Origin of the sequence: Streptomyces herbicida, assembly GCF_032656585.1 — a bacterium.
GTDB lineage: Bacteria > Actinomycetota > Actinomycetes > Streptomycetales > Streptomycetaceae > Streptomyces > Streptomyces herbicida.
Window position 1 is genome coordinate 362404 of sequence record NZ_JAUYWJ010000001.1, and the last position, 19217, is coordinate 381620.

Sequence of the window (19217 nt, forward strand, 5' to 3'; positions counted from 1 at the left end):
CACCCATGAGCCTGCGGGCACGCATCAACTCCCCCGAGGAGCACGGCAGCCGGGGCGAGGACGGCCATCTGGTCGCCTCCTACCGGGCCAAGCTCCTGGAGGAGATCGACCTCGCGGAGATGAGCTCGCTGGCCGCCGCCGAGCGCCGGGCCAGGCTGGAGCGGGTGCTCGGGCACATCATCAGCCGCGAGGGCCCGGTCCTGTCGACGGTGGAGCGCGCGCAGCTGATCCGGCGGGTGGTCGACGAGGCGCTGGGCCTCGGCATCCTGGAACCGCTGCTCGAGGACGCGTCCATCACGGAGATCATGGTGAACGGCCCCGACGCGATCTTCGTCGAGCGCGGCGGCCGGGTCGAGCAGCTGCCGCTGCGCTTTGCTTCCCAGGACCAGCTGATGCAGACGATCGAGCGCATCGTCTCCACGGTCAACCGCCGCGTGGACGAGTCGAACCCGATGGTCGACGCCCGCCTCCCTTCGGGCGAGCGCGTCAACGTCATCATCCCGCCGCTGTCGCTCACCGGACCCACCCTCACCATCCGGCGCTTCCCGCGCTCCTACACCCTCCCGGAGCTGATCGAGTTCGGCTCCCTGGACGAGCACATGCTGTTCCTGCTCGCGGGCCTGGTGCAGGCGAAGTTCAACATCATCGTGTCCGGAGCCACCGGCACCGGGAAGACGACCCTGCTCAACGCCCTCTCCGGACTCATCCCGGCACACGAACGCATCATCACGATCGAGGACTCGGCCGAACTCCAGCTCCAGCAGTCGCACGTCGTCCGCCTGGAGTCACGGCCCCCGAACGTGGAGGGCAAGGGCCAGGTCACCATCCGCGACCTGGTCCGCAACTCCCTGCGCATGCGCCCCGACCGCATCGTCGTCGGCGAGGTCCGCGGTGGCGAGTCCCTGGACATGCTGCAGGCGATGTCGACCGGTCACGACGGCTCCCTCGCCACCGTGCACGCCAACAGCGCCGAGGACGCGCTGACCCGGCTGCAGACCCTGGCGTCCATGTCCGACGTCGAGGTCCCCTTCGTGGCGCTGCACGACCAGATCAACAGCGCCGTCGACGTCATCGTCCAGCTCACCCGCTTCGCCGACGGCGCCCGCCGCATCACCGAGATCGCACTGCTCGACAGCCACGGCGGCGAGCCCTACCGGCTGGCGACGGTGGCCCACTTCAACGCACAGCCCATGACCCCCGACGGCCGTGTCCACGGCGTCTTCCAGTACTTCCCCCTTCCGCGCCGCACCGCCGACCGCCTCTACATGGCGAGCCAGCCCATACCCCAGGCCTTCGGCGTCGCCCGGCACGCGGACCAGCTCGCCACCCGAGAAGCCAGGTAGGCAGGCCCTCATGGATCTCCACGACCTCGTCACCCTCACCACCGGTGTCACTCTGCTGACCTGCGTCCTGGCCGTGGTCGGCGTCCACACCTACGCCTCGGGCCGGGCACAGCGCGCCGCGCTCATCGACCGCCTCTCCTACACCGGCCGCGCCCCGGAGACCGGCCGCAGGCGCCGCTTCCGCAACCTCGACCGCCGGCTGCGGCGCACCGGGCCCGGCCGGAAGCTGGAACTGCGGCTGGCGGCCACCGGCCTGGACGTCACCCCGGGCGAGTTCTTCGCCTACATGCTCGCGACGGTCGCCGCCCTCTGGCTCATCGGCCAGGCCGCCCTGGCCCCCTTCTTCGGCCCGCTCGCCGGTCTGCTCGGCATCGGGGCGGCGTTCCAGTTCCTCAACTGGCAGCGGCAGAAGCGCATCGAGCGCTTCATCAACCAGCTCCCCGAACTGGCCCGCATCCTGGCCAACGCCACCCAGGCGGGCCTCGCCCTGCGCACCGCGATCGGCATGGCGGCGGAGGAGCTGGAGGCACCGGCGGGCGAGGAACTTGCCAAGGTCGCCAACCAGTTGTCGATCGGCCACTCCATGGACGACGCGCTCGGCGAACTCGCGGACCGCCTCCCGTCCCGCGAACTGGTGGTCCTGGTCACCACCCTCGTCCTGTCCAACAAGGCGGGCGGCCAGGTGGTCTCCGCCCTCCGCAACCTCACCGAGACGCTGGAGGAGCGCAAGGAGACCCGGCGCGAGATCCGCACCCAGCTCTCCCAGGTGACCATGACCTCCTACGCCGTACCCGTCCTCGGCATCGGCGCCCTGTTCCTCATGGACGGCGTCAAGGACGGCGCCCTGGAGCGCATGACCGGCTCACCGGTCGGCCAGGCCTGCGTGATCATCGCGTTCGGGCTGTACGCGATCGGCTTCGTCCTCATCCGCCGTATGAGCCGGATCGACGTCTGAGGGGGCTGACGGCATGGGAATCGGACTCCTTCTCGCACTGGCCATGGGCCTCAGCGTCTGGGGCGTCTTCGCCGGGATCCGCATGTACCGCGCGGACACCAAACTGCCCGGGGACCTGGCGGTGGCCCTGGAGGTGGGTGCCACCCGCACCGGCGCGGTGGACTCCCTCATCGACCGCATGGGCATGCGCTACGCGCCCACGGTCCTGCGCCTGATGGGCCCCAAACAGGTGGCCAAGTACCGCCGCAGGATCGACCTCGCGGGCAACCCCGGCGGCCTGACCATCGACCGCTACGCGGCCCGCAGGGCGGTGTACGGCGCACTCGGCGGCGTCGGCTTCCTGGTGATGCTGATGCGCGGCAACTACCTCGTCGCCCTGATCCTGCTCGCCTTCGGAGCGTTCTGGACGGAGGTCGGCATCTGGTCGGCGATCCGCATCCGCAGGGACGTGATCGAGCGGACGCTGCCCGACTTCCTGGACGTGCTCGCGGTGGTCGTCAGCGCGGGTCTCGGCTTCCGCCAGGCGCTGGACCGCGTGGCATCCCGGTACGAGGGCCCCTGGGCGGACGAACTCCGCATCACGCTGCGCCAGATGGACCTGGGCATGAGCCGCCGCCAGGCCTTCGCCGAACTGCGCCGCCGCAACGACTCCGAGCAGGTCGCGATGTTCGTGACGGCGTTGCAGCAGGGCGAGGAACTGGGCGCGCCGATCGTCGACACCCTCGTCGCCCTGGCCAAGGACATGCGCCGCACGGACGCCCAGAACGCCCGCCGCAAGGCCGCCCGGGCGGTCCCCAGGGCCACGCTGATGATCACCACGTTCATGGTCCCGGCCACCATGCTCCTCCTCGGCGCGGGCCTGCTGCTGGGCTCCGGCGTGGACTTCGGCTCGATCACCGGAAAGTAGGCGGGGCGGGTGACCGGCACGGCGATGGCGAGGGTGAGGGCGAGGGAACGCACGCGGCTGCGGTGGCGCCGCGCACGGCCGCCTGCGACCGTGATCGACGCTTCGTCCGCCGTGCGGCAGGCGCCGCTGGAGGTGTCGCTGGGGGCGCCGCTGGGGGCGTCACCGGAGGCGCAGGCCACGGCCGACGGGGCGCGCGGTCCTCTCCCCGACCCCGAGAAGATCCAGATCCGCGCACTCCAGGCGATGTGCCGTCAGGTCTTCGGCTTCCGCCTGGCGATGATCGCCCTGGCCGCCCCCGCCGCCCTCGTCAACGCCGCGCCCGGCCTGGGCGTCCGCCTGGTGGGTGCGGCCGTGGTCGTCACCTTCATGGTCTCGTACGTCCTGTTCCGCGACTGGGAGCGCTTCGGCCCGCTCCTCCTGCGCCACCCCTCGCTCCTCGCGGCGGACACCCTCTTCGGCTCCCTGCTCCTCGTCTCGGCGGGCCCGGACACCACCCTCGCCTACGTCAGCGTCTGCACCCCCCTGCTCGCCGGACTGGTCTACAGCTGGCGGGGCGCGGCCTGCTTCGCCTCGCTCCAGTCGCTGATCCTGCTGCTGGTCCACGCGACGCTGAAGGAGGCCCACCGGGCGGACGTCGCCGAGTCCCTCCTCCTGCCCGGCCTCTGCGTCATCGCGGGCGCGGTGGGCTCGACCCTGCGCGGTCTGATGCTCCGCTTCGGCGCCGCGACCCAGGCCCTGACCACGGTCCAGGCCCGGCTGGCGGTGGCGGAGGCGGTGAGCGCGGAACGGGCCCGCCTGGCCCGGGAGATGCACGACTCGGTGGCGAAGACCCTGTACGGCGTGGCACTGGCCGCCGACGGCCTGGCGGGCTCCGCGGCCGCGGGTGCGCGTATGGACCCGGCCCTGATCAGACAGCAGGCGGAACTGGTGTCCCGCTCGGCCCGCAGGGCGGCGGCCGAGGCCCGTGAACTCCTCACCGACCTGCGCCGCGAACACGACCCCGCGCACGGCGTGGACGTCCTCGCGGAACTGGCCGCCCGCACCGAGGACTTCGCGGCCCGCACGGGCCTGCCGGCCGCGTACCGCCGGACGGGCGACCACCCGCTGCCTCCGGTCCCGCCCGCGGTGGCCCGCCAGCTCCTGGCCATCGCCTCGGAAGCACTGGAGAACGCGAGTCGTCACGCTTCGCCTACGCGGGTGGAGGTGGAAGCGGGAGTCCACGAGGACGTGTTGCGCATGAGCATCCACGACGACGGCCGGGGCCTCCCAACCGGCACCACCCTCGAACAGCTCCGCCGCTCCGGCCACTTCGGCCTGACCGGCATGACCGAACGAGCGGCGTCCGTGGGCGCCCGCGTCCGGATAGGCACGGGCAAGGACGCCCGGGGCACGGAGGTCCTTCTGGAACTCCCCCTGGCCGCGCTGACGTTCCCGCCCCCCACCCCCCGACAGTCCCAAGACGCATGAGAGGAGGCACCCGATGCCAGGCAACTCCTTCGAGCACCTCCCACCGGCCACCCCGGCCGCACCGCTTCGGCTCGTGGTCGCCGACGACAACCCCGTGGTCCGCGCGGGCCTCACGGCCCTCCTCTCCGGCCGGGAGGACATCACCGTGGTCGCGGAGGCGGCGAACGGCCGGGAGGCGTGCGAGGCGGCCCTGCAACACCGCCCCGACGTCATCCTCCTGGACGTCCGGATGCCCGACGTGGACGGCATCTCGGCGCTTCCGTACCTCGTGCGGCTGGCGCCGGTCATGATGCTCACGTACAGCCACGAGCCGGAGATCGTCCAGGAGGCCGTACGCCTGGGAGCCGGGGGCTATTTGGTCCACGGCGAGTTCGGCGTGGAGCAACTGGTCAGGGCGGTGCGGGACATCGGCGAGGGCAGGCCGCACTTCACTCCGACGGCTGCCGGGGCGTTACTGGAGCAGCTTGGAGTGCGTGCAACTGCACATGCGGTGCGTGAAGTTCCGGACTTTCCAAGGGCTATTTCTTCCCGAAACCTTTCGCAACTGCAACCCGATATGGGACAGTCATTGAGGTCGCGGTTCCGGCTGAGTTCCAGGGAGGCGGAGATCATGGACCTCATCGCGTCCGGCATGAACAACCAGCAGATCGCCGCGACCTGCTTCATCAGCGAGAAGACGGTCAAGAACCACATCAACCGAATCTTCGCCAAGCTCCACAGCACCAGCCGCTCGCAGGCGGCGGCGAAGTGGTTGGGGGTGGCGTGAAGTGGGGATTTCTGATTGGGCCCGGGATTGGGTCCTGGGACCCTCCGGGGGGCGGGGGGACAGGGCGTACGGTGCCCGCGTCGGAAGCGAATCCGGAGGGGAACACCATGAGCAACTGGTTCAACACCACCGTCGCATACCTGCAGGCCCGCGCCGCCCGCAGCGACAGGGGCCAGACCGCGGTGGAGTACCTCGGCATCATCGCGGTGGTTGTGGCGATTGTGTTGGCGATCACGGGTACGAGCATCGGGCAGACGATCTACAACGCCATCACCGACAAGATCAGCGAGGTCACCGGCGGCTGACGCGTTCGCGCATAAACTGCGACGCAGGGCAGGCCTTCCCCATCTACATCACGGTGGTGGCGGGTCTGCTCTTTCTCGCGTTCGCCTACCTCGCGGTCGGCCAGGCCGCCGCGAATCGGAACGGCGCCCAGACGGCTGCGGACGCCTCCGCCTTGGCGGCGGCCCAGAACACGCGTGACCAACTCGCCGACCAGTGGAAGCTGAACGTGCTCGACCCGACCAAGTGGCAGGACATCTTCGAAGGCGTTGTGAACGTCGATCCCTCCTGCTGGCGGGCCTATCGACTGGCCGCCCAGAACGACGCCACGGTTGAGGACTGCACTCCCACGGGGCCACTGGGCTACAGCGTCCACGTCAAGACCTCCAAGGCCGTCGGCGACTCCGTGGTCCCCGGCACGGAGAACGTGCACTCGACTGCAACCGCCAAGGCCGTGATTGAACCGCTGTGCACGTTCCAACTGCCCGGAGAGAACGCGGGGGGCGACGCGCTGCCACAGCTCACCTGCAAGCACCGGAACTGGGACCTGAACCCGGACGACCTCACAGACCTCCCAGGACCGGAAGACCTCTTCGATGTCCACCTGGCCGACTGACAAGCGAACGACGAGTCAAGAAGGAATCAGTCATGAGCATTCGGTTCACTGCGAAGGCCCGCGGGGGGCTGGTCGCGCTGACGGTGGCGACCGGTCTGGCCCTCGGCGTGGCCGGATGCGGCGGCGGTGGCGGCGATGACAAGAAGCCGGAGCGTTCGGCGTCGGCCTCGAAAGCGGGAAGCTCCCGGCCGAGTGCTCAGGAAGGGCAATCGGACAAACCCCTGGCCGAGCTGAACGGACCGAAGGGCCTGATGCTCGACATTACATCGGCGGTTCGGGACGCCGGTGGCTTTGTCACGGTAAGCGGCAATCTGAAGAACGACAGCGCCAAGGCGCTCAACATCCCGGCACAGTTGAGCGGCAATGAGACTGAGATCATCAGGAATGGCCCCTCATTCGGTGGTGCCACGCTCGTGGACACGAAGGGGAAGAAGCGCTACTACGTCCTTCGCGACACCGACGGCCGCCCTCTCACCACAACAGGGGTTTCCAGCATCAAGTCCGGTGAGACCGTGCCGGTGTTCATGCAGTTCCCGGCGCCGCCCGCCGATACAGGGCAGGTGTCCTTTCAGCTGCCTATGTTCTCTCCTGCCGACATCACGATCTCTGGGTGAGGCCCCGTGACCACAAAACGCAGCCTCGTCCTCACCACCCTCGTCCTCGCCGCCAACCTCTGCGGGACCGCAACGGCCCACGCCGACGACACCACCCCCAGCGTCCCCCCAGGCACCGAGGCCTCCGCCTCCGCCCCCGTGAAAATCGACCCCACCGACCCCGATCTGAAGCTCCCCGAGGGCGCCACCCTCGCCGAGCCCAAGGTGCTGGACATCAAGTCGGTCGTCGAGGACCAGAGCGGGGACGAGCGCCGCGAAGACACCAACGCGGACGTGAAATTCGCGCTCCAGGCAGAGGTGCTGTTCAGCAAGGACAGCGCCAGGCTGAGCGGGGAGTCCAAGGCCCGCATCGACGCGATCGCCGAGGAGATCAAGAAGCAGAACGCGACCCAGGTCAGGGTGTTCGGCTTCACGGACAACCTCGGTTCCTCCGCCCACGGCGACGTACTGTCCCGGCAGCGCGCCAACGCCGTCCAAGCGGTCCTGGACGCCGACCTGAACGACTCGAACATCACCTTCGAGGTACGGGGTTACGGCGAGCAGTACCCCATCGCGGACAACTCCACGGAGGCCGGCCGGAAGAAGAACCGACGAGTGGAGGTCTCCTTCCCGCGCTCGGCGAGCTGACCCACTGGACCTACTTGACCCACTCGGCCTCCACGGCCACCCGCACTCCGACCCGCAACCCCCACCCGGCCATGACCCCCGCCTCCGCCTCCAGCACATGCCGCGACCGCAGGCGGGGCAGGCCGAGCCGGCCCGGCGGCATCGTGCGTACGGCGATCACCGTGAGGTGGCGGTCGAGATGGGCGACGTCGATGGGGATGCGCATCCGGAAGGTGTGCACGCCGTTGGCGGGGGACAGCAGCATCGCCCCGTCGACGGAGTCCCGGCCCAGCAATCCCTTCGTACGGGCGCGATACGACGTGGCGATCTCCAGCGGTACCGACACCTCCGCCGTGCCCTCGCCGTGCACGACCAGCCTTCCGTGCCCGTCCCGCCAGCGCGCCATGCCCGGACCACCCTCCGTCAACCCAACCGCACTGTAAACAAGTTGTCCCACCCGCAACGGCAGGTTAGGAAGGCTCCATGACCGGACTCGGCGCCGTTTTCCGCCCTCAACTGCCCCCCGAGAGGCTCAGGGCGGTGGCCCGGGTCGCGGACGAGGCGGGGCTCGAAGAGCTGTGGCTGTGGGAGGACTGCTTCCGGGAGGGCGGGCTCTCAACCGCGGCCGCCGCCCTCGCCTGGACCGAGCGGGTGCGGGTAGGCGTCGGTCTGCTGCCCGTGCCGCTGCGCAACGTCGCCGTCGCCGCGATGGAGGCCGCCGCGCTGCACCGGATGTTCCCGGGGCGCGCGATCCTCGGCGTCGGGCACGGCGTGCAGGACTGGATGGGGCAGGTCGGCGCGCGGGCCGCGTCCCCGCTGACCCTGCTCAGGGAGCATCTCGACGCGCTACGGGCCCTGTTGCGGGGCGAGCGGCTCACCGTGGACGGGCGGTACGTCAAGCTGGAGGACGTCGGGCTCGACTGGCCGCCGGAGGGCCCCGTCGCGGTGTTCGCCGGTGCCACCGGGCCACGCACGCTGCGCCTCGCCGGGGAGGCGGCCGACGGCACGATCCTCACCGCCGCCACCTCGCCGGACGGCGTACGGCGGGCGCGGCGGCTCATCGACGAGGGGCGCGGGTCCGCCGGCCGTACCGGCCGGCACGAGGTCGTCGTGCACCTCCTCACCGCCACCGGCGTCGGCGCCGCCGACCGCCTCCGTGCCGAACTGGTCGCCGAGGGGGTGGAGTCGGTCCCGGAACTGGGGGTCGCCGGAGACGCGGGAACCGTGGCCGAGGCCGTGCGGCGGCTCGCGGAGGCGGGAGCCGACACGGTGATCCTCCAGCCGACGGGAGACGAGCCGGACCCCGAGGGATTCGTACGGTTCACGGCCGGGGAGGTCCGGCCCCTCGTGCCGTGACGGAGCCGTGGAGGGGCCGTTGTCAGTGCCCCCTGCCAGACTCGGTCGGCATGAAGGAGACGGAGAAGACCGAGAAGACCGAGGCGGCCGAGAAGCCCCAGGTGCTCCTGCGTGAGGTGACGGAGGACGACCTCGAGGTGTTCCTCGCCCACGAGCACGATCCGGAGGCCGTCCGGCGGTCGAGATTCACGCCCCGGCCGCGGGCCGCCTTCCTGAAGCACTGGAGGGAGAGGGTCCTCGGCGATCCCACCGGCCTCGTGCGGACGGTTACCGTGGACGGGGAGGTCGCGGGGAACATCGTCGCCTGGTGGGAGGGCGAGGACCGCTACGTCGGCTACTGGCTCGGCCGCCCGTACTGGGCTCGCGGCATCGGCACCGAGGCCCTGGCCGCCTTCCTCCGGGAGGAGCGCACCCGGCCGCTGTACGCCGACCCGTTCTCCGGCAACACCGCCTCCGTCCGCCTCCTGGAGAAACACGGCTTCGAACACACCGGCACGATCCGGCACGGAGACGACGAACACCACCTGCTCGTGCTGCGGACGGCGGAGCAGACAAAGGGGACTGCTTCGGCGAACTCCTCATGAACCGCCGGGCAGACCTGGTCAGGCCGTACCCGTGACCCGTGGACGGTCTCCGGTGGTCCCGTCGATCAGCTCCCGCAGGATGTCCATGTGGCCCGCGTGCCGCGCCGTCTCCTCGATCATGTGGACGAGGACCCAGCGCAGGGACACCGAGTGGTCCCGCCATGCGGGCCGGCCGAGGTCGTCCAGGGACAGTTCGGCGACGACACGGTCGGCGGCGGCGCGGGCACGGCCGTAGAAGTCGGTGATCCGATCCGTCGTCTCGCCGGGGCCCACGGTCATGTCCTCGTCGGCGTACGGGTCGAACCACAGCGGTTCGACCTCGCCGCCGAACGTCTCCACGAACCAGCCGTACTCCACCGACGCCAGATGCTTCACCAGGCCGAGCAGATTGGTCCCGGACGGGGTCATCGGCCGACGCAGCTGTTCGTCGTCGAGTCCGTCGAGCTTCCACAGGACGGCGTCCCGGTGCCGTTGGAGACTCGCGTGCAGGGTGTCCTTCTCGCCGCCCGAGTAGGGCATGCCCGGAGTGTCTTTCTCAGGTGTCGTCATGCCGCGGGAAGCTAGCAGCGGGCGCTGACAACGCCCCGCGGACGGAGCGGTTGCAGAAATGGCCGGGAAACACCGTTCGAGACTTAGAGCAAATGGGGTGATCTGCGCATAAGTGAACGTGTTGATCTTGCTGCTCCCCGGAATGTCCACGGGGTTTCCACATTGTTATCGCGAGCAGGTCGCATCTACCTGACTCCTCACGTAAGTTCAGACCAAGGTAATTCGCGTGAGCAAAGCTGCGCGGGCGGCACCGCGCAGTGGAGGGGGCTGCGCGGTGCCGAAATGCACCCGCGGACACGTCAAGCGGTCGTTCGCGACCGGGGTAGCCCTTCGGGGGGACCGTGGACGACATGCCGAACAGCCCCTCAAGAGGCCTCAAGCCCTTTTGATCTCTGTGTACGTGCCCCGTTCGCCTGAGAATCCGCCGTGAATCGGCCAAGCGCGACCCCCGAACAACGGCTTCCATGCCCACCTGGGCGTCGCTGTGCGACTCCGGAGAGTAGTTGTGGCACGCCGATGCACGCATTAGCCCTTACAAAGGGTTATGGTGGAGACCCCCCCTCGGGCCGGTCCGTCTCCCCCCCACGGACCGGCCCGTTTTTCGTTCGGCTGCCGTGCGCCGCTCCAGGGACGGCAACTGTCCCGCCCGCCCGGGAAACCGCCCCCGTCCACAACCCTCGCCTACGGCCAAAGCCCCGCAGGGGTAGGCTTCGCCGGCAAGGGGACCGCACCAATGGAGGGGCTGACAATCACGTGAACCTGCGCGACAAACTGCGCGGCCTTCTGGTCAGGCTCTACGCACGCCGGGTGGAAGGCCACCTGGACCACGCTCAGGTGCCCAAGCACATCGGCGTCATCATGGACGGCAACCGCCGCTGGGCGAAGGCTGCGGGCTCCACCACGGTCCACGGTCACCGGGCCGGTGCCGAGAAGATCGAGGAGTTCCTCGGCTGGTGCAGCGAGACGGATGTCGAGGTCGTCACCCTGTGGCTGCTGTCCACGGACAACTTCGACCGCGCCAAGGAAGAACTCGTCCCGCTGCTGGGCATCATCGAAGACGTCGTCCGCACCCTCGCCGCCGATGGCCGCTGGCGTGTGCACCACGTGGGTACCCCGGACCTGCTGCCCTCGCAGATGCAGACCGCGCTGAAGGAGGCCGAGGAGGCCACCGCCAACGTCGACGGGATACTGGTCAACGTCGCCATCGGCTACGGCGGCCGCCAGGAGATCGCCGACGCCGTGCGCTCGATGATCACGGACGCCGCCGACAAGGGCACCTCCATGGAGGAGCTCGCCGAGTCCGTCGACGTCGACATGATCGGCCGCCACCTCTACACCGGCGACCAGCCGGACCCCGACCTGGTGATCCGTACCAGCGGTGAGCAGAGACTGTCCGGATTCATGCTGTGGCAGACGGCCCACTCCGAGTACTACTTCTGCGAGGTCTTCTGGCCGGCCTTCCGCAAGGTCGACTTCCTGCGCGCCCTGCGTGACTACGCGGCACGCCACCGCCGCTACGGCGGCTGACGTACACCACCCGGACGGTACACGTCCGGAGAGTCGCCCCCTGTACACCTGTTGGGGCGGAAGTTACGAGGAGTTCACCGGTGCGCTGTCCTATGCATTTGCATGGCAGTGCATGTTCGAGGGCATAAGCCAAGCAGGTCGACACCCGAACCACGGGTGTCGGATCTCAGCGGGCGGCGCGGAGCCGTCCGCCCGGGAGGCCCTTTGCACCAGCCCGACCGTGCGGTCTCAGCACGGAAGCAGCCACGGAGGGCCGGTTCTCGGCCCGCCGTGCGCGGGGGCCGTCGACCGGTCCAGCTCCATCTCGTCGCTCCCCGACCTCATCCGAGGGGGTACGTCCTTCCGTGGTGACCAGCACAAAGCGCCACAAGTCAGACCGGCGCACGTATGTTCTCGACACCAGCGTCCTGCTGGCCGACCCCAACGCCCTGACCCGTTTCGACGAGCACGAGGTCGTGCTCCCCATCGTCGTGGTCACGGAGCTGGAGGCCAAGCGGCACCATCCCGAACTCGGCTACTTCGCCCGGCAGGCCCTGCGCCTGCTCGACGACTACCGGGTGCGGTACGGCCGACTGGATGCCCCCATCCCGATCGGGGACCTCGGCGGAACGGTCCGTGTCGAGCTCAACCACTCGGACCCCAGCGTGCTGCCCACCGGCTACCGCCTGGGGGACAACGACTCCCGCATCCTCGCGGTGGCCCGCAATCTGCAGGCCGAGGGGTACGACGTCACCGTGGTGTCGAAGGACCTGCCGCTCAGGATCAAGGCGTCGTCCGTGGGGCTCCTCGCGGAGGAGTACCGCGCCGAACTCGCCATCACGGACTCCTCCGGCTGGACCGGAATGTCCGAACTGACCCTGTCCGGCGAGCAGGTGGACATCCTCTTCGAGGAAGGACACGTATATGTATCGGAGGCATCCGGTCTCCCGGTGCACACGGGTCTGACCATCCAGTCCGAGCGCGGTAAGGCGCTGGGCCGGGTGACGTCGGAGGGCAACGTCCGGCTGGTGCGCGGTGACCGGGAGGCGTTCGGTATCAAGGGCCGCAGCGCCGAGCAGCGGATCGCCCTCGATCTGCTCCTCGATCCGGACGTCGGCATCGTGTCGATGGGCGGCCGGGCCGGCACCGGAAAGTCGGCGCTGGCGCTGTGCGCGGGTCTGGAGGCGGTCCTGGAGCGCCGTCAGCACCAGAAGGTGATGGTCTTCCGTCCGCTGTACGCGGTCGGCGGGCAGGAGCTCGGCTATCTGCCGGGCTCCGAGGCCGAGAAGATGAGCCCCTGGGCGCAGGCGGTCTTCGACACCCTTTCGGCGGTCACCAGCCGCGAGGTCATCGAGGAGGTCACCGCACGCGGGATGCTGGAGGTCCTGCCGCTGACCCACATCCGTGGCCGCTCGCTGCACGACGCGTTTGTGATCGTGGACGAGGCGCAGTCGCTCGAACGGAATGTCCTTCTGACCGTTCTGTCCCGAATCGGCGCGAATTCACGAGTGGTTCTGACCCATGACGTGGCGCAGCGGGACAATCTGCGGGTCGGCCGATATGACGGTGTGGTCGCCGTCGTGGAGAAACTGAAGGGGCATCCGCTCTTCGCCCACGTCACTCTGACACGGTCCGAGAGGTCCCAGATCGCCGCACTTGTGACCGAAATGCTGGAGGACGGTCACATCTGACCCGACTGTCCAACTTGGACGGTTTACTCGGCAGTTGGCGCCGCCCGGCAAAGGCCCTGAGCCTAGCCGGGCGGCGCCGTCGTATGTGGCGGTTTCTTAAAATCCCCTGGGTCAAACGGGATGTGAGCTTTCACACGCACCTCGGAATTGCCACCCGGCGTTGTGTTACGGCAGAGTCTCACTCCTGTCAGGCCCCGCATACGACACATCTGTACCCCCAGCGGTACGGCACCACAGAAGCACCACAGCTAACTCCACAGCGACGTCGTATGCCGCCCGAGCACCACGCGGCGCTCCCGTGCAGGGAGTTCCCACCGGGCCCGCGCCTCCCGTGACCCCGCAGTTGGGAGGCCAGCGCCAGGGGCACGATTGCGTCCGCCAGGGTCACCGAAGCGGGCGATGCTGGAAGGAAACCGTGTGAGCCGGATTTCGGTCCGGGGATTCGCAGTGGCCTCCGCCACCGCGGTCACCGCAGTCGGAAGCGTCGTCGGAGTTGCCTCGGGCAGCGTCGCGCAGAACAGCAACGACGCCGAGCCGACGGCTGCCGACGCCACGCTCCTCGCGGACATACCCGCGGGTCAGCAGGCCCAGGTGCAGACCGCGTCCCTGACGCAGCAGGCCGACGCCCAGGCCATCCAGGCGGACGCGAGCGCCAAGAAGGACGCCGAGGAGGCGGCCCGCAAGGCAGCCGCCGAGACCGCCGTCGCCAAGAAGGTCGCCGCCGAGAAGGCCGAGAAGGAAGCCAAGGCCCGCGCGGAGGCGAAGAAGGCGGCCACCCGGTCGACCCGCGACTCCTCCAGCTTCCCCGTGCAGAGCTCGTACACCGTCGCGCAGATCCAGGCGATGGCGCGCCAGATGGTGGCGAGCGGCCAGTTCCAGTGCTTCAGCAACATCGTGGACCACGAGTCCAGCTGGAACTACCGTGCCGTCAACGCGTCCTCCGGTGCGTACGGCCTCTTCCAGGCACTGCCCGGCTCCAAGATGTCGTCCGTCGGCGCCGACTGGCAGACCAACCCGGCCACCCAGATCAAGTGGGGCCTCAACTACATGAACAGCCGGTACGGCAGCCCCTGTGAGGCGTGGTCGTTCTGGCAGGCGAACCACTGGTACTGAGCCGGTCGGTTCCCTCTCAACCTTGCGCAGCCCCTCCCCGTCCTAGGGGGAGGGGCTTTTGCCCTGTACGGTCGGACGCGAACGACTCCAGGGGGGAGTGGTGGCGAGCACCCGGGGACGCGGGGGAAAAGGACGGATCATGTCGCGAGTACCAGGGTGGCTCGGCCGACTCGGTGCCGGACTGACCGAAATGGGCGAGCGGTTGGACGAGCGGCGGGCCGAGGTGGAGAAGGAGAGCGCCGAGCCCGACCCGGTCGTCGCCGACACCGTGGTCGAACCGGCGCAGTCCGCCCCTCACCCGCCGGTGCCGGCCGGTCCCCGTCCCGACCCGGCCCAGGCCGTGCCGTGGGGCGTCAGGGTGGCCGCCGAGGCGGGCTGGCGGCTGCTCGTGCTCGCGGGCACGGTGTGGGTGCTGATGCGGGTCATCAGCGCCGTACAACTGGTCGTCTTCGCCTTCGTCATCGCGCTGCTGATCACCGCGCTGCTGCAGCCGACGGTGGCCCGGCTGCGGCGCCACGGGGTGCCGCGGGGTCCGGCCACCGCGCTCACCGCGATCCTCGGCTTCGTCGTGATGGGCCTGATCGGGTGGTTCGTGACCTGGCAGGTCATGGAGAACATCGACACCCTCTCCAACCAGATCCAGAACGGCATCGACGATCTGCGCAACTGGCTGCTGAAGAGCCCCTTCCACGTCACGGACAAGCAGATCAACCAGATCGCCAAGAACCTCCGTGAGGCGATCGGCGCCAACGCCGACCAGATAACGTCCGCGGGTCTGGAGGGCGTACAGGTCATCGTCGAGGCCCTGACCGGCATCCTGCTGGTGTTCTTCTCGACGCTGTTCCTGCTCTACGACGGCGAGCGGATCTGGGAGTGGACGCTGAAGCTGGTGCCCGCGGCGGCCCGCCCGGGCGTGGCCGGCGCCGGACCGCGCGCCTGGCGCACGCTGACCGCCTACGTCCGCGGCACGGTGCTGGTGGCCCTGATAGACGCCATCTTCATCGGCCTCGGCATCTACTTCCTGGACGTGCCCATGGCCGTCCCGCTGGCCGTGTTCATCTTCCTGTTCTCGTTCATCCCGCTGGTGGGCGCGGTGGCGTCCGGCGCGCTGGCGGTCGTCGTCGCGCTGGTGACGCAGGGCGTCTTCACGGCGGTCATGACCCTGCTGGTGGTCCTGGCGGTCCAGCAGATCGAGGGCCATGTCCTGCAGCCGTTCATCCTGGGCCGCGCGGTGCGGGTGCATCCGCTGGCGGTGGTGCTGTCGGTCGCGGCCGGCGGCATGGTCGCGGGCATCGGCGGCGCGGTGGTGGCCGTACCGCTGGTGGCGGTGACGAACACGGTGGTGGGCTATCTGCGGGCCTACGCACAGGAACAGGCACTTCTCGGCGCGGGTCAAGAGGATCCGGCGCGTCCGGAGGTCCAGGACGAGGCCGTCCGGGCCGGGGCGGGGTCTGCGGTCGCGGCCCCCAGGGACGCGCAGGAAAACACCGGGGGCCTCGCCCACCAGGAGTGAGCGAGGCCCCGGCGCGGCACGGCCGAATTACTCGGAGAGCACCGCTTCCGCCTCCAGAGTCACCCCGACCGCCTGGACGACCGAGGCGATCTTGAAGGACTCCTGGATGACCTCACGGTCGACGCCCGCCTTGCGCAGCACCTGCTCGTGCGAGTCGAGGCACAGGCCGCAGCCGTTGATCGCGGAGACCGCGAACGACCACAGCTCGAAGTCGACCTTGTCGACACCGGGATTGCCGATGACGTTCATCCGCAGACCCGCGCGCAGGCTGCCGTACTCGTGGTCGGACAGCAGGTGGCGGGTGCGGTAGAAGACGTTGTTCATCGCCATGACGGCGGCCGCTGCCTTCGCCGCGGTGTACGCCTCCGGCGACAGGTTCGCCTTTGCCTCGGGCTCCAGCTCGCGCAGGACGATGGGGGAGCGGGAGGCGATGGCGGTCGCCAGCACCGTGCCCCACAGCTGCTGTGCCGGCAGGTCCGAGTTGCCGATGACCGAGCCCAGGTTGAGCTTCAGGTCCTTGGCGTAGTCCGGTATGCGGGACTTGAGCGAGTCGAGGGACAACTCACTCACCGGCCAGCAGCGCGACCGGGTCCAGCGTCTCGTCGCCCTTGCTCCAGTTGCACGGGCAGAGCTCGTCCGTCTGGAGAGCGTCCAGGACCCGCAGGACCTCCTTGGGGTTACGGCCGACGGAACCGGCGGTCACCATGGAGAACTGGATCTCGTTGTTCTGGTCGACGATGAAGACGGCGCGCTTGGCGAAGCCGTCCTCGCCCTCGATGCCGAGGTCGCGCATGAGCTCGTGCTTCGAGTCCGCCATCATCGGGAACGGCAGGTCGCGCAGGTCGTCGTGGTCCTTGCGCCAGGCGTGGTGCACGAACTCGGAGTCACCGGAGAAGCCGAGCACCTGGGCGTCACGGTCGGCGAACTCGTCGTTCAGCTTGCCGAAGGCGGCGATCTCGGTCGGGCACACGAAGGTGAAGTCCTTGGGCCAGGCGAAGACGATCTTCCACTTGCCCTCGTAGGTCTTGTGGTTGATCGTCTCGAACTCCTGGCCCTTCTCCAGCGAGACGCAGGCGGTCAGTTCGAACTCGGGGAACTTGTCACCGACAGTGAGCACACGCTCTCCTTGCAGCGAGGAAACCCCCGGATCGCGGGTGTTTCCCATGGGTTGGACGTTGTCGATGTTGACACAGGGGTGATTGATACGGGAAATAGCTACACTCGGTCGTGTTGATCGGAGGTATCTATCAGTGACCGTGAGTAGCGGGAGGCGGCGCCAGCCCAGCCTGTCCCAGCTGCGGGCCTTTGCCGCCGTGGCCGAGCATCTGCACTTCCGGGACGCGGCCGCCGCCATCGGGATGAGCCAGCCCGCCCTGTCGGGCGCCGTCTCGGCCCTGGAGGAGACCCTCGGGGTCACCCTGCTCGAGCGTACGACCCGGAAGGTGCTGCTCTCGCCCGCCGGCGAGCGTCTCGCGGTACGGGCGAAGGCGGTGCTGGAGGAGGTCGGAGCGCTGCTGGAGGAGGCCGAGGCGGTCCGTGCGCCCTTCACGGGGGCGCTGCGGCTCGGGGTCATTCCGACCGTCGCCCCCTATCTGCTGCCGACCGTCCTGCGGCTCGTGCACGACCGGTACCCGGATCTCGATCTCCAGGTGCACGAGGAGCAGACCGCCAGCCTGCTCGACGGGCTGGCCGGCGGGCGCCTCGACCTGCTGCTGCTCGCCGTGCCCCTCGGCATGCCCGGCGTCGTCGAACTTCCGCTCTTCGACGAGGACTTCGTGCTCGTCACGCCGCTGGACCACTGGCTCGGCGGCCGTGAGGGGATCCCGCGCGAGGCCCTCAAGGAGCTCAATCTGCTGCTCCTGGACGAGGGGCACTGCCTGCGTGACCAGGCCCTCGACATCTGCCGCGAGGCGGGGCGGGAGGACGCTCCGGTCACCACCACCGCCGCGGGCCTGTCGACCCTCGTCCAGCTCGTCGCCGGCGGGCTCGGCTGCACCCTGCTCCCCCGTACCGCCCTCAAGGTCGAGACCACCCGCAGCAATCAGCTCCTGACCGGATACTTCGCCGAACCCGCCCCGAGCCGCCGTATCGCCCTCGTCATGCGCACCGGATCGGCCCGCGGCGCCGAGTACAAGGAGCTGACGGCAGCACTGCGCGAGGCCCTGCGGCCGCTGCCCGTACGGGTGCTCGACAACATCAACTGAGTTCGCTTCGCATTCGATCAAATGAGTGTCGAACAAGGCGTTTTGAGCAGCCGGACATGCCAACTTCCGTCAGCTGTAGACAGGTAGGAAATCCCCGGCAGAAATATGCCGCTGAACTGATACACATACTCCCTCGGTGCGACGCGTCAAGCGTCAGTGCGAAATGCCGATACGCCAAGGGGAGTGATGTCGGACGTTCGGGATTCCCTTGACCGGGCCGGCTACGGACGGCTCGCGCACGCCCTCACCGTGTGCGGGCGCGAGGGATTCACGGGAGAGCTGCGGGTACCGGGCAGCCCGGGTGGCGCGTTCCATCTGAGGGACGGACTCGTGGTCGCGGCCGAGAGCCCCGGCGCCCCCGCCCCCGAGGCGCTCCTGCTGCGCTCCGACCGCATCGACGGCGCGCAGTGGGCGGAACTGGTGCGCGAGTCCGGCGGGGCCCGCTGGCCGGCCGCCGGGCTGATCGCACACGGCTACGCGGGAGCCGCCCAGCTCAGGGTGGTCTGTGTCATGGCCCTGCACGACGCGGCCTTCGCCATCGTCGCCGGGCAGGTGGACGGCTGCGAGACCGCCACCGACACCGAGCCGCACGCCCCGGTCGCCGTCGGCGAGACACCCGCCCGGCTGCTCCAGGAGGCGGTGCGCAAACTGGCCGCCGTGGCCGCGCTGCCGTACCCCGTGCGGCCCGACCGGGAACGACCCCTGGCCGTGGCCCCGGCGGACCGCGCCCGCACCCCGCTGCAACAGGAGCTGCTCGTCCACGCCGACGGCCGCCGCACCGCCCGCGACCTGGCCTTCCGTACCGGTCGCGGGGTCTACACCGTCACGGTGGAGGTGGCGCGCATGCTCGGCGAAGGGCTGCTGGAGTGCGCCGCCCCGGCCGACCGGACACCCGTCCGGATGCCGATGGAGGCTCCGGTCGTACGACACCGGGAGCCGCCCCCACGCGCCCCGGACCCGGAGCCGCCCCCCGCCCCCATCGAACTGCCGCGCCGCGAGCCGGGCGCCAGCGGCATCACCGAAGCCCTCGCCCCGACCAAGAGCGGGACGAGCTGGAAAGGGTTCTTCCGGCTGCGGCACGGAACCGCCAAATGAAAAGGGCGTGTTGATGGCAGCAATGGTCGAATCCAGTCAGGAACGAGGGA

Annotated in this window: 21 protein-coding genes; 17 read left to right on the forward strand and 4 right to left on the reverse strand. The window is 69.4% G+C overall.

Features of this window, described 5'->3' with window-relative positions; translation table 11 throughout:
- Positions 1-5 precede the first annotated feature (5 nt).
- From Q8A52_RS01605 to Q8A52_RS01645, 9 genes are all read left to right on the forward strand, one after another.
- Positions 6-1343 (forward strand): CpaF family protein, encoded by a 1338-nt coding sequence (locus tag Q8A52_RS01605; protein ID WP_316747942.1) that lies wholly within the window; start codon positions 6-8, stop codon positions 1341-1343.
- 10 nt (positions 1344-1353) lie between these two features.
- Entirely contained in the window at positions 1354-2298 is a 945-nt protein-coding gene (locus Q8A52_RS01610) for a type II secretion system F family protein (RefSeq protein ID WP_316747944.1), read from the forward strand.
- Between the two features lie 19 nt (positions 2299-2317).
- Entirely contained in the window at positions 2318-3205 is an 888-nt protein-coding gene (locus Q8A52_RS01615) for a DUF5936 domain-containing protein (protein ID WP_316748734.1), read from the forward strand.
- A 24-nt stretch (positions 3206-3229) separates the two neighbouring features.
- Entirely contained in the window at positions 3230-4672 is a 1443-nt protein-coding gene (locus Q8A52_RS01620; protein ID WP_408649166.1) for a sensor histidine kinase, read from the forward strand.
- A 13-nt stretch (positions 4673-4685) separates the two neighbouring features.
- On the forward strand, positions 4686-5438 hold the full coding sequence (locus Q8A52_RS01625; protein WP_316747946.1) for a response regulator transcription factor: 753 nt from the start codon (positions 4686-4688) through the stop codon (positions 5436-5438).
- Between the two features lie 107 nt (positions 5439-5545).
- Positions 5546-5743 (forward strand): Flp family type IVb pilin, encoded by a 198-nt coding sequence (locus Q8A52_RS01630; RefSeq protein WP_316747948.1) that lies wholly within the window; start codon positions 5546-5548, stop codon positions 5741-5743.
- Positions 5740-6336, forward strand: coding sequence for a pilus assembly protein TadG-related protein (locus Q8A52_RS01635; protein ID WP_316748739.1), 597 nt, complete (start codon positions 5740-5742; stop codon positions 6334-6336). Before Q8A52_RS01630 ends, Q8A52_RS01635 begins: the two co-directional genes overlap by 4 nt.
- Positions 6337-6368: 32 nt before the next feature.
- Positions 6369-6950: a hypothetical protein gene (locus Q8A52_RS01640; RefSeq protein WP_316747950.1), complete on the forward strand. Its 582-nt coding sequence runs from the start codon at positions 6369-6371 to the stop codon at positions 6948-6950.
- A 6-nt stretch (positions 6951-6956) separates the two neighbouring features.
- Positions 6957-7577, forward strand: coding sequence for an OmpA family protein (locus Q8A52_RS01645; RefSeq protein ID WP_316747953.1), 621 nt, complete (start codon positions 6957-6959; stop codon positions 7575-7577).
- A 10-nt stretch (positions 7578-7587) separates the two neighbouring features.
- Here the strand turns inward: Q8A52_RS01645 and Q8A52_RS01650 are convergent, their stop codons facing one another.
- Positions 7588-7962: a DUF192 domain-containing protein gene (locus Q8A52_RS01650; protein WP_316747954.1), complete on the reverse strand. Its 375-nt coding sequence runs from the start codon at positions 7960-7962 to the stop codon at positions 7588-7590.
- A gap of 77 nt (positions 7963-8039) precedes the next feature.
- Here Q8A52_RS01650 and Q8A52_RS01655 point away from each other — a divergent pair, with 77 nt between their 5' ends.
- Both Q8A52_RS01655 and Q8A52_RS01660 read left to right on the forward strand, forming a co-directional pair.
- Positions 8040-8912, forward strand: a complete 873-nt coding sequence (locus Q8A52_RS01655) for an LLM class flavin-dependent oxidoreductase (RefSeq protein WP_316747956.1) — start codon at positions 8040-8042, stop codon at positions 8910-8912.
- A gap of 50 nt (positions 8913-8962) precedes the next feature.
- Positions 8963-9496 (forward strand): GNAT family N-acetyltransferase, encoded by a 534-nt coding sequence (locus tag Q8A52_RS01660; RefSeq protein ID WP_316747958.1) that lies wholly within the window; start codon positions 8963-8965, stop codon positions 9494-9496.
- 18 nt (positions 9497-9514) lie between these two features.
- Here Q8A52_RS01660 and Q8A52_RS01665 read toward each other — a convergent pair whose 3' ends face one another.
- A complete protein-coding gene (locus Q8A52_RS01665) occupies positions 9515-10045 on the reverse strand; it encodes a DinB family protein (protein WP_316747960.1) in 531 nt (176 codons plus the stop codon).
- Positions 10046-10798: 753 nt separating this feature from the next.
- Here Q8A52_RS01665 and Q8A52_RS01670 point away from each other — a divergent pair.
- From Q8A52_RS01670 to Q8A52_RS01685, 4 genes are all read left to right on the forward strand, one after another.
- Entirely contained in the window at positions 10799-11572 is a 774-nt protein-coding gene (locus tag Q8A52_RS01670; protein WP_316747962.1) for an isoprenyl transferase, read from the forward strand.
- A gap of 344 nt (positions 11573-11916) precedes the next feature.
- Positions 11917-13242, forward strand: coding sequence for a PhoH family protein (locus tag Q8A52_RS01675; RefSeq protein WP_316747964.1), 1326 nt, complete (start codon positions 11917-11919; stop codon positions 13240-13242).
- A 417-nt stretch (positions 13243-13659) separates the two neighbouring features.
- Positions 13660-14355 carry an aggregation-promoting factor C-terminal-like domain-containing protein gene (locus tag Q8A52_RS01680; protein ID WP_316747966.1) on the forward strand — a complete coding sequence of 232 codons (696 nt, stop codon included), beginning with the start codon at positions 13660-13662 and terminating at the stop codon, positions 14353-14355.
- 139 nt (positions 14356-14494) lie between these two features.
- A complete protein-coding gene (locus Q8A52_RS01685; RefSeq protein WP_316747969.1) occupies positions 14495-15868 on the forward strand; it encodes an AI-2E family transporter in 1374 nt (457 codons plus the stop codon).
- 27 nt (positions 15869-15895) lie between these two features.
- Here the strand turns inward: Q8A52_RS01685 and Q8A52_RS01690 are convergent, their stop codons facing one another.
- The gene (locus Q8A52_RS01690; protein ID WP_316748741.1) at positions 15896-16429 is read right to left on the reverse strand and encodes an alkyl hydroperoxide reductase; all 534 of its coding nucleotides are present in this window, start codon (positions 16427-16429) and stop codon (positions 15896-15898) included.
- Position 16430: 1 nt separating this feature from the next.
- Positions 16431-16985, reverse strand: coding sequence for a peroxiredoxin (locus tag Q8A52_RS01695; RefSeq protein ID WP_316747970.1), 555 nt, complete (start codon positions 16983-16985; stop codon positions 16431-16433).
- A 133-nt stretch (positions 16986-17118) separates the two neighbouring features.
- On the opposite strand from Q8A52_RS01695, the gene Q8A52_RS01700 reads away from it, so the two are divergent.
- Both Q8A52_RS01700 and Q8A52_RS01705 read left to right on the forward strand, forming a co-directional pair.
- A complete protein-coding gene (locus Q8A52_RS01700) occupies positions 17119-18072 on the forward strand; it encodes a LysR substrate-binding domain-containing protein (protein ID WP_316747971.1) in 954 nt (317 codons plus the stop codon).
- Between the two features lie 186 nt (positions 18073-18258).
- Complete coding sequence (locus tag Q8A52_RS01705; RefSeq protein ID WP_316747972.1) at positions 18259-19167, forward strand: MarR family transcriptional regulator; 909 nt, start codon at positions 18259-18261, stop codon at positions 19165-19167.
- Positions 19168-19217 lie beyond the last annotated feature (50 nt).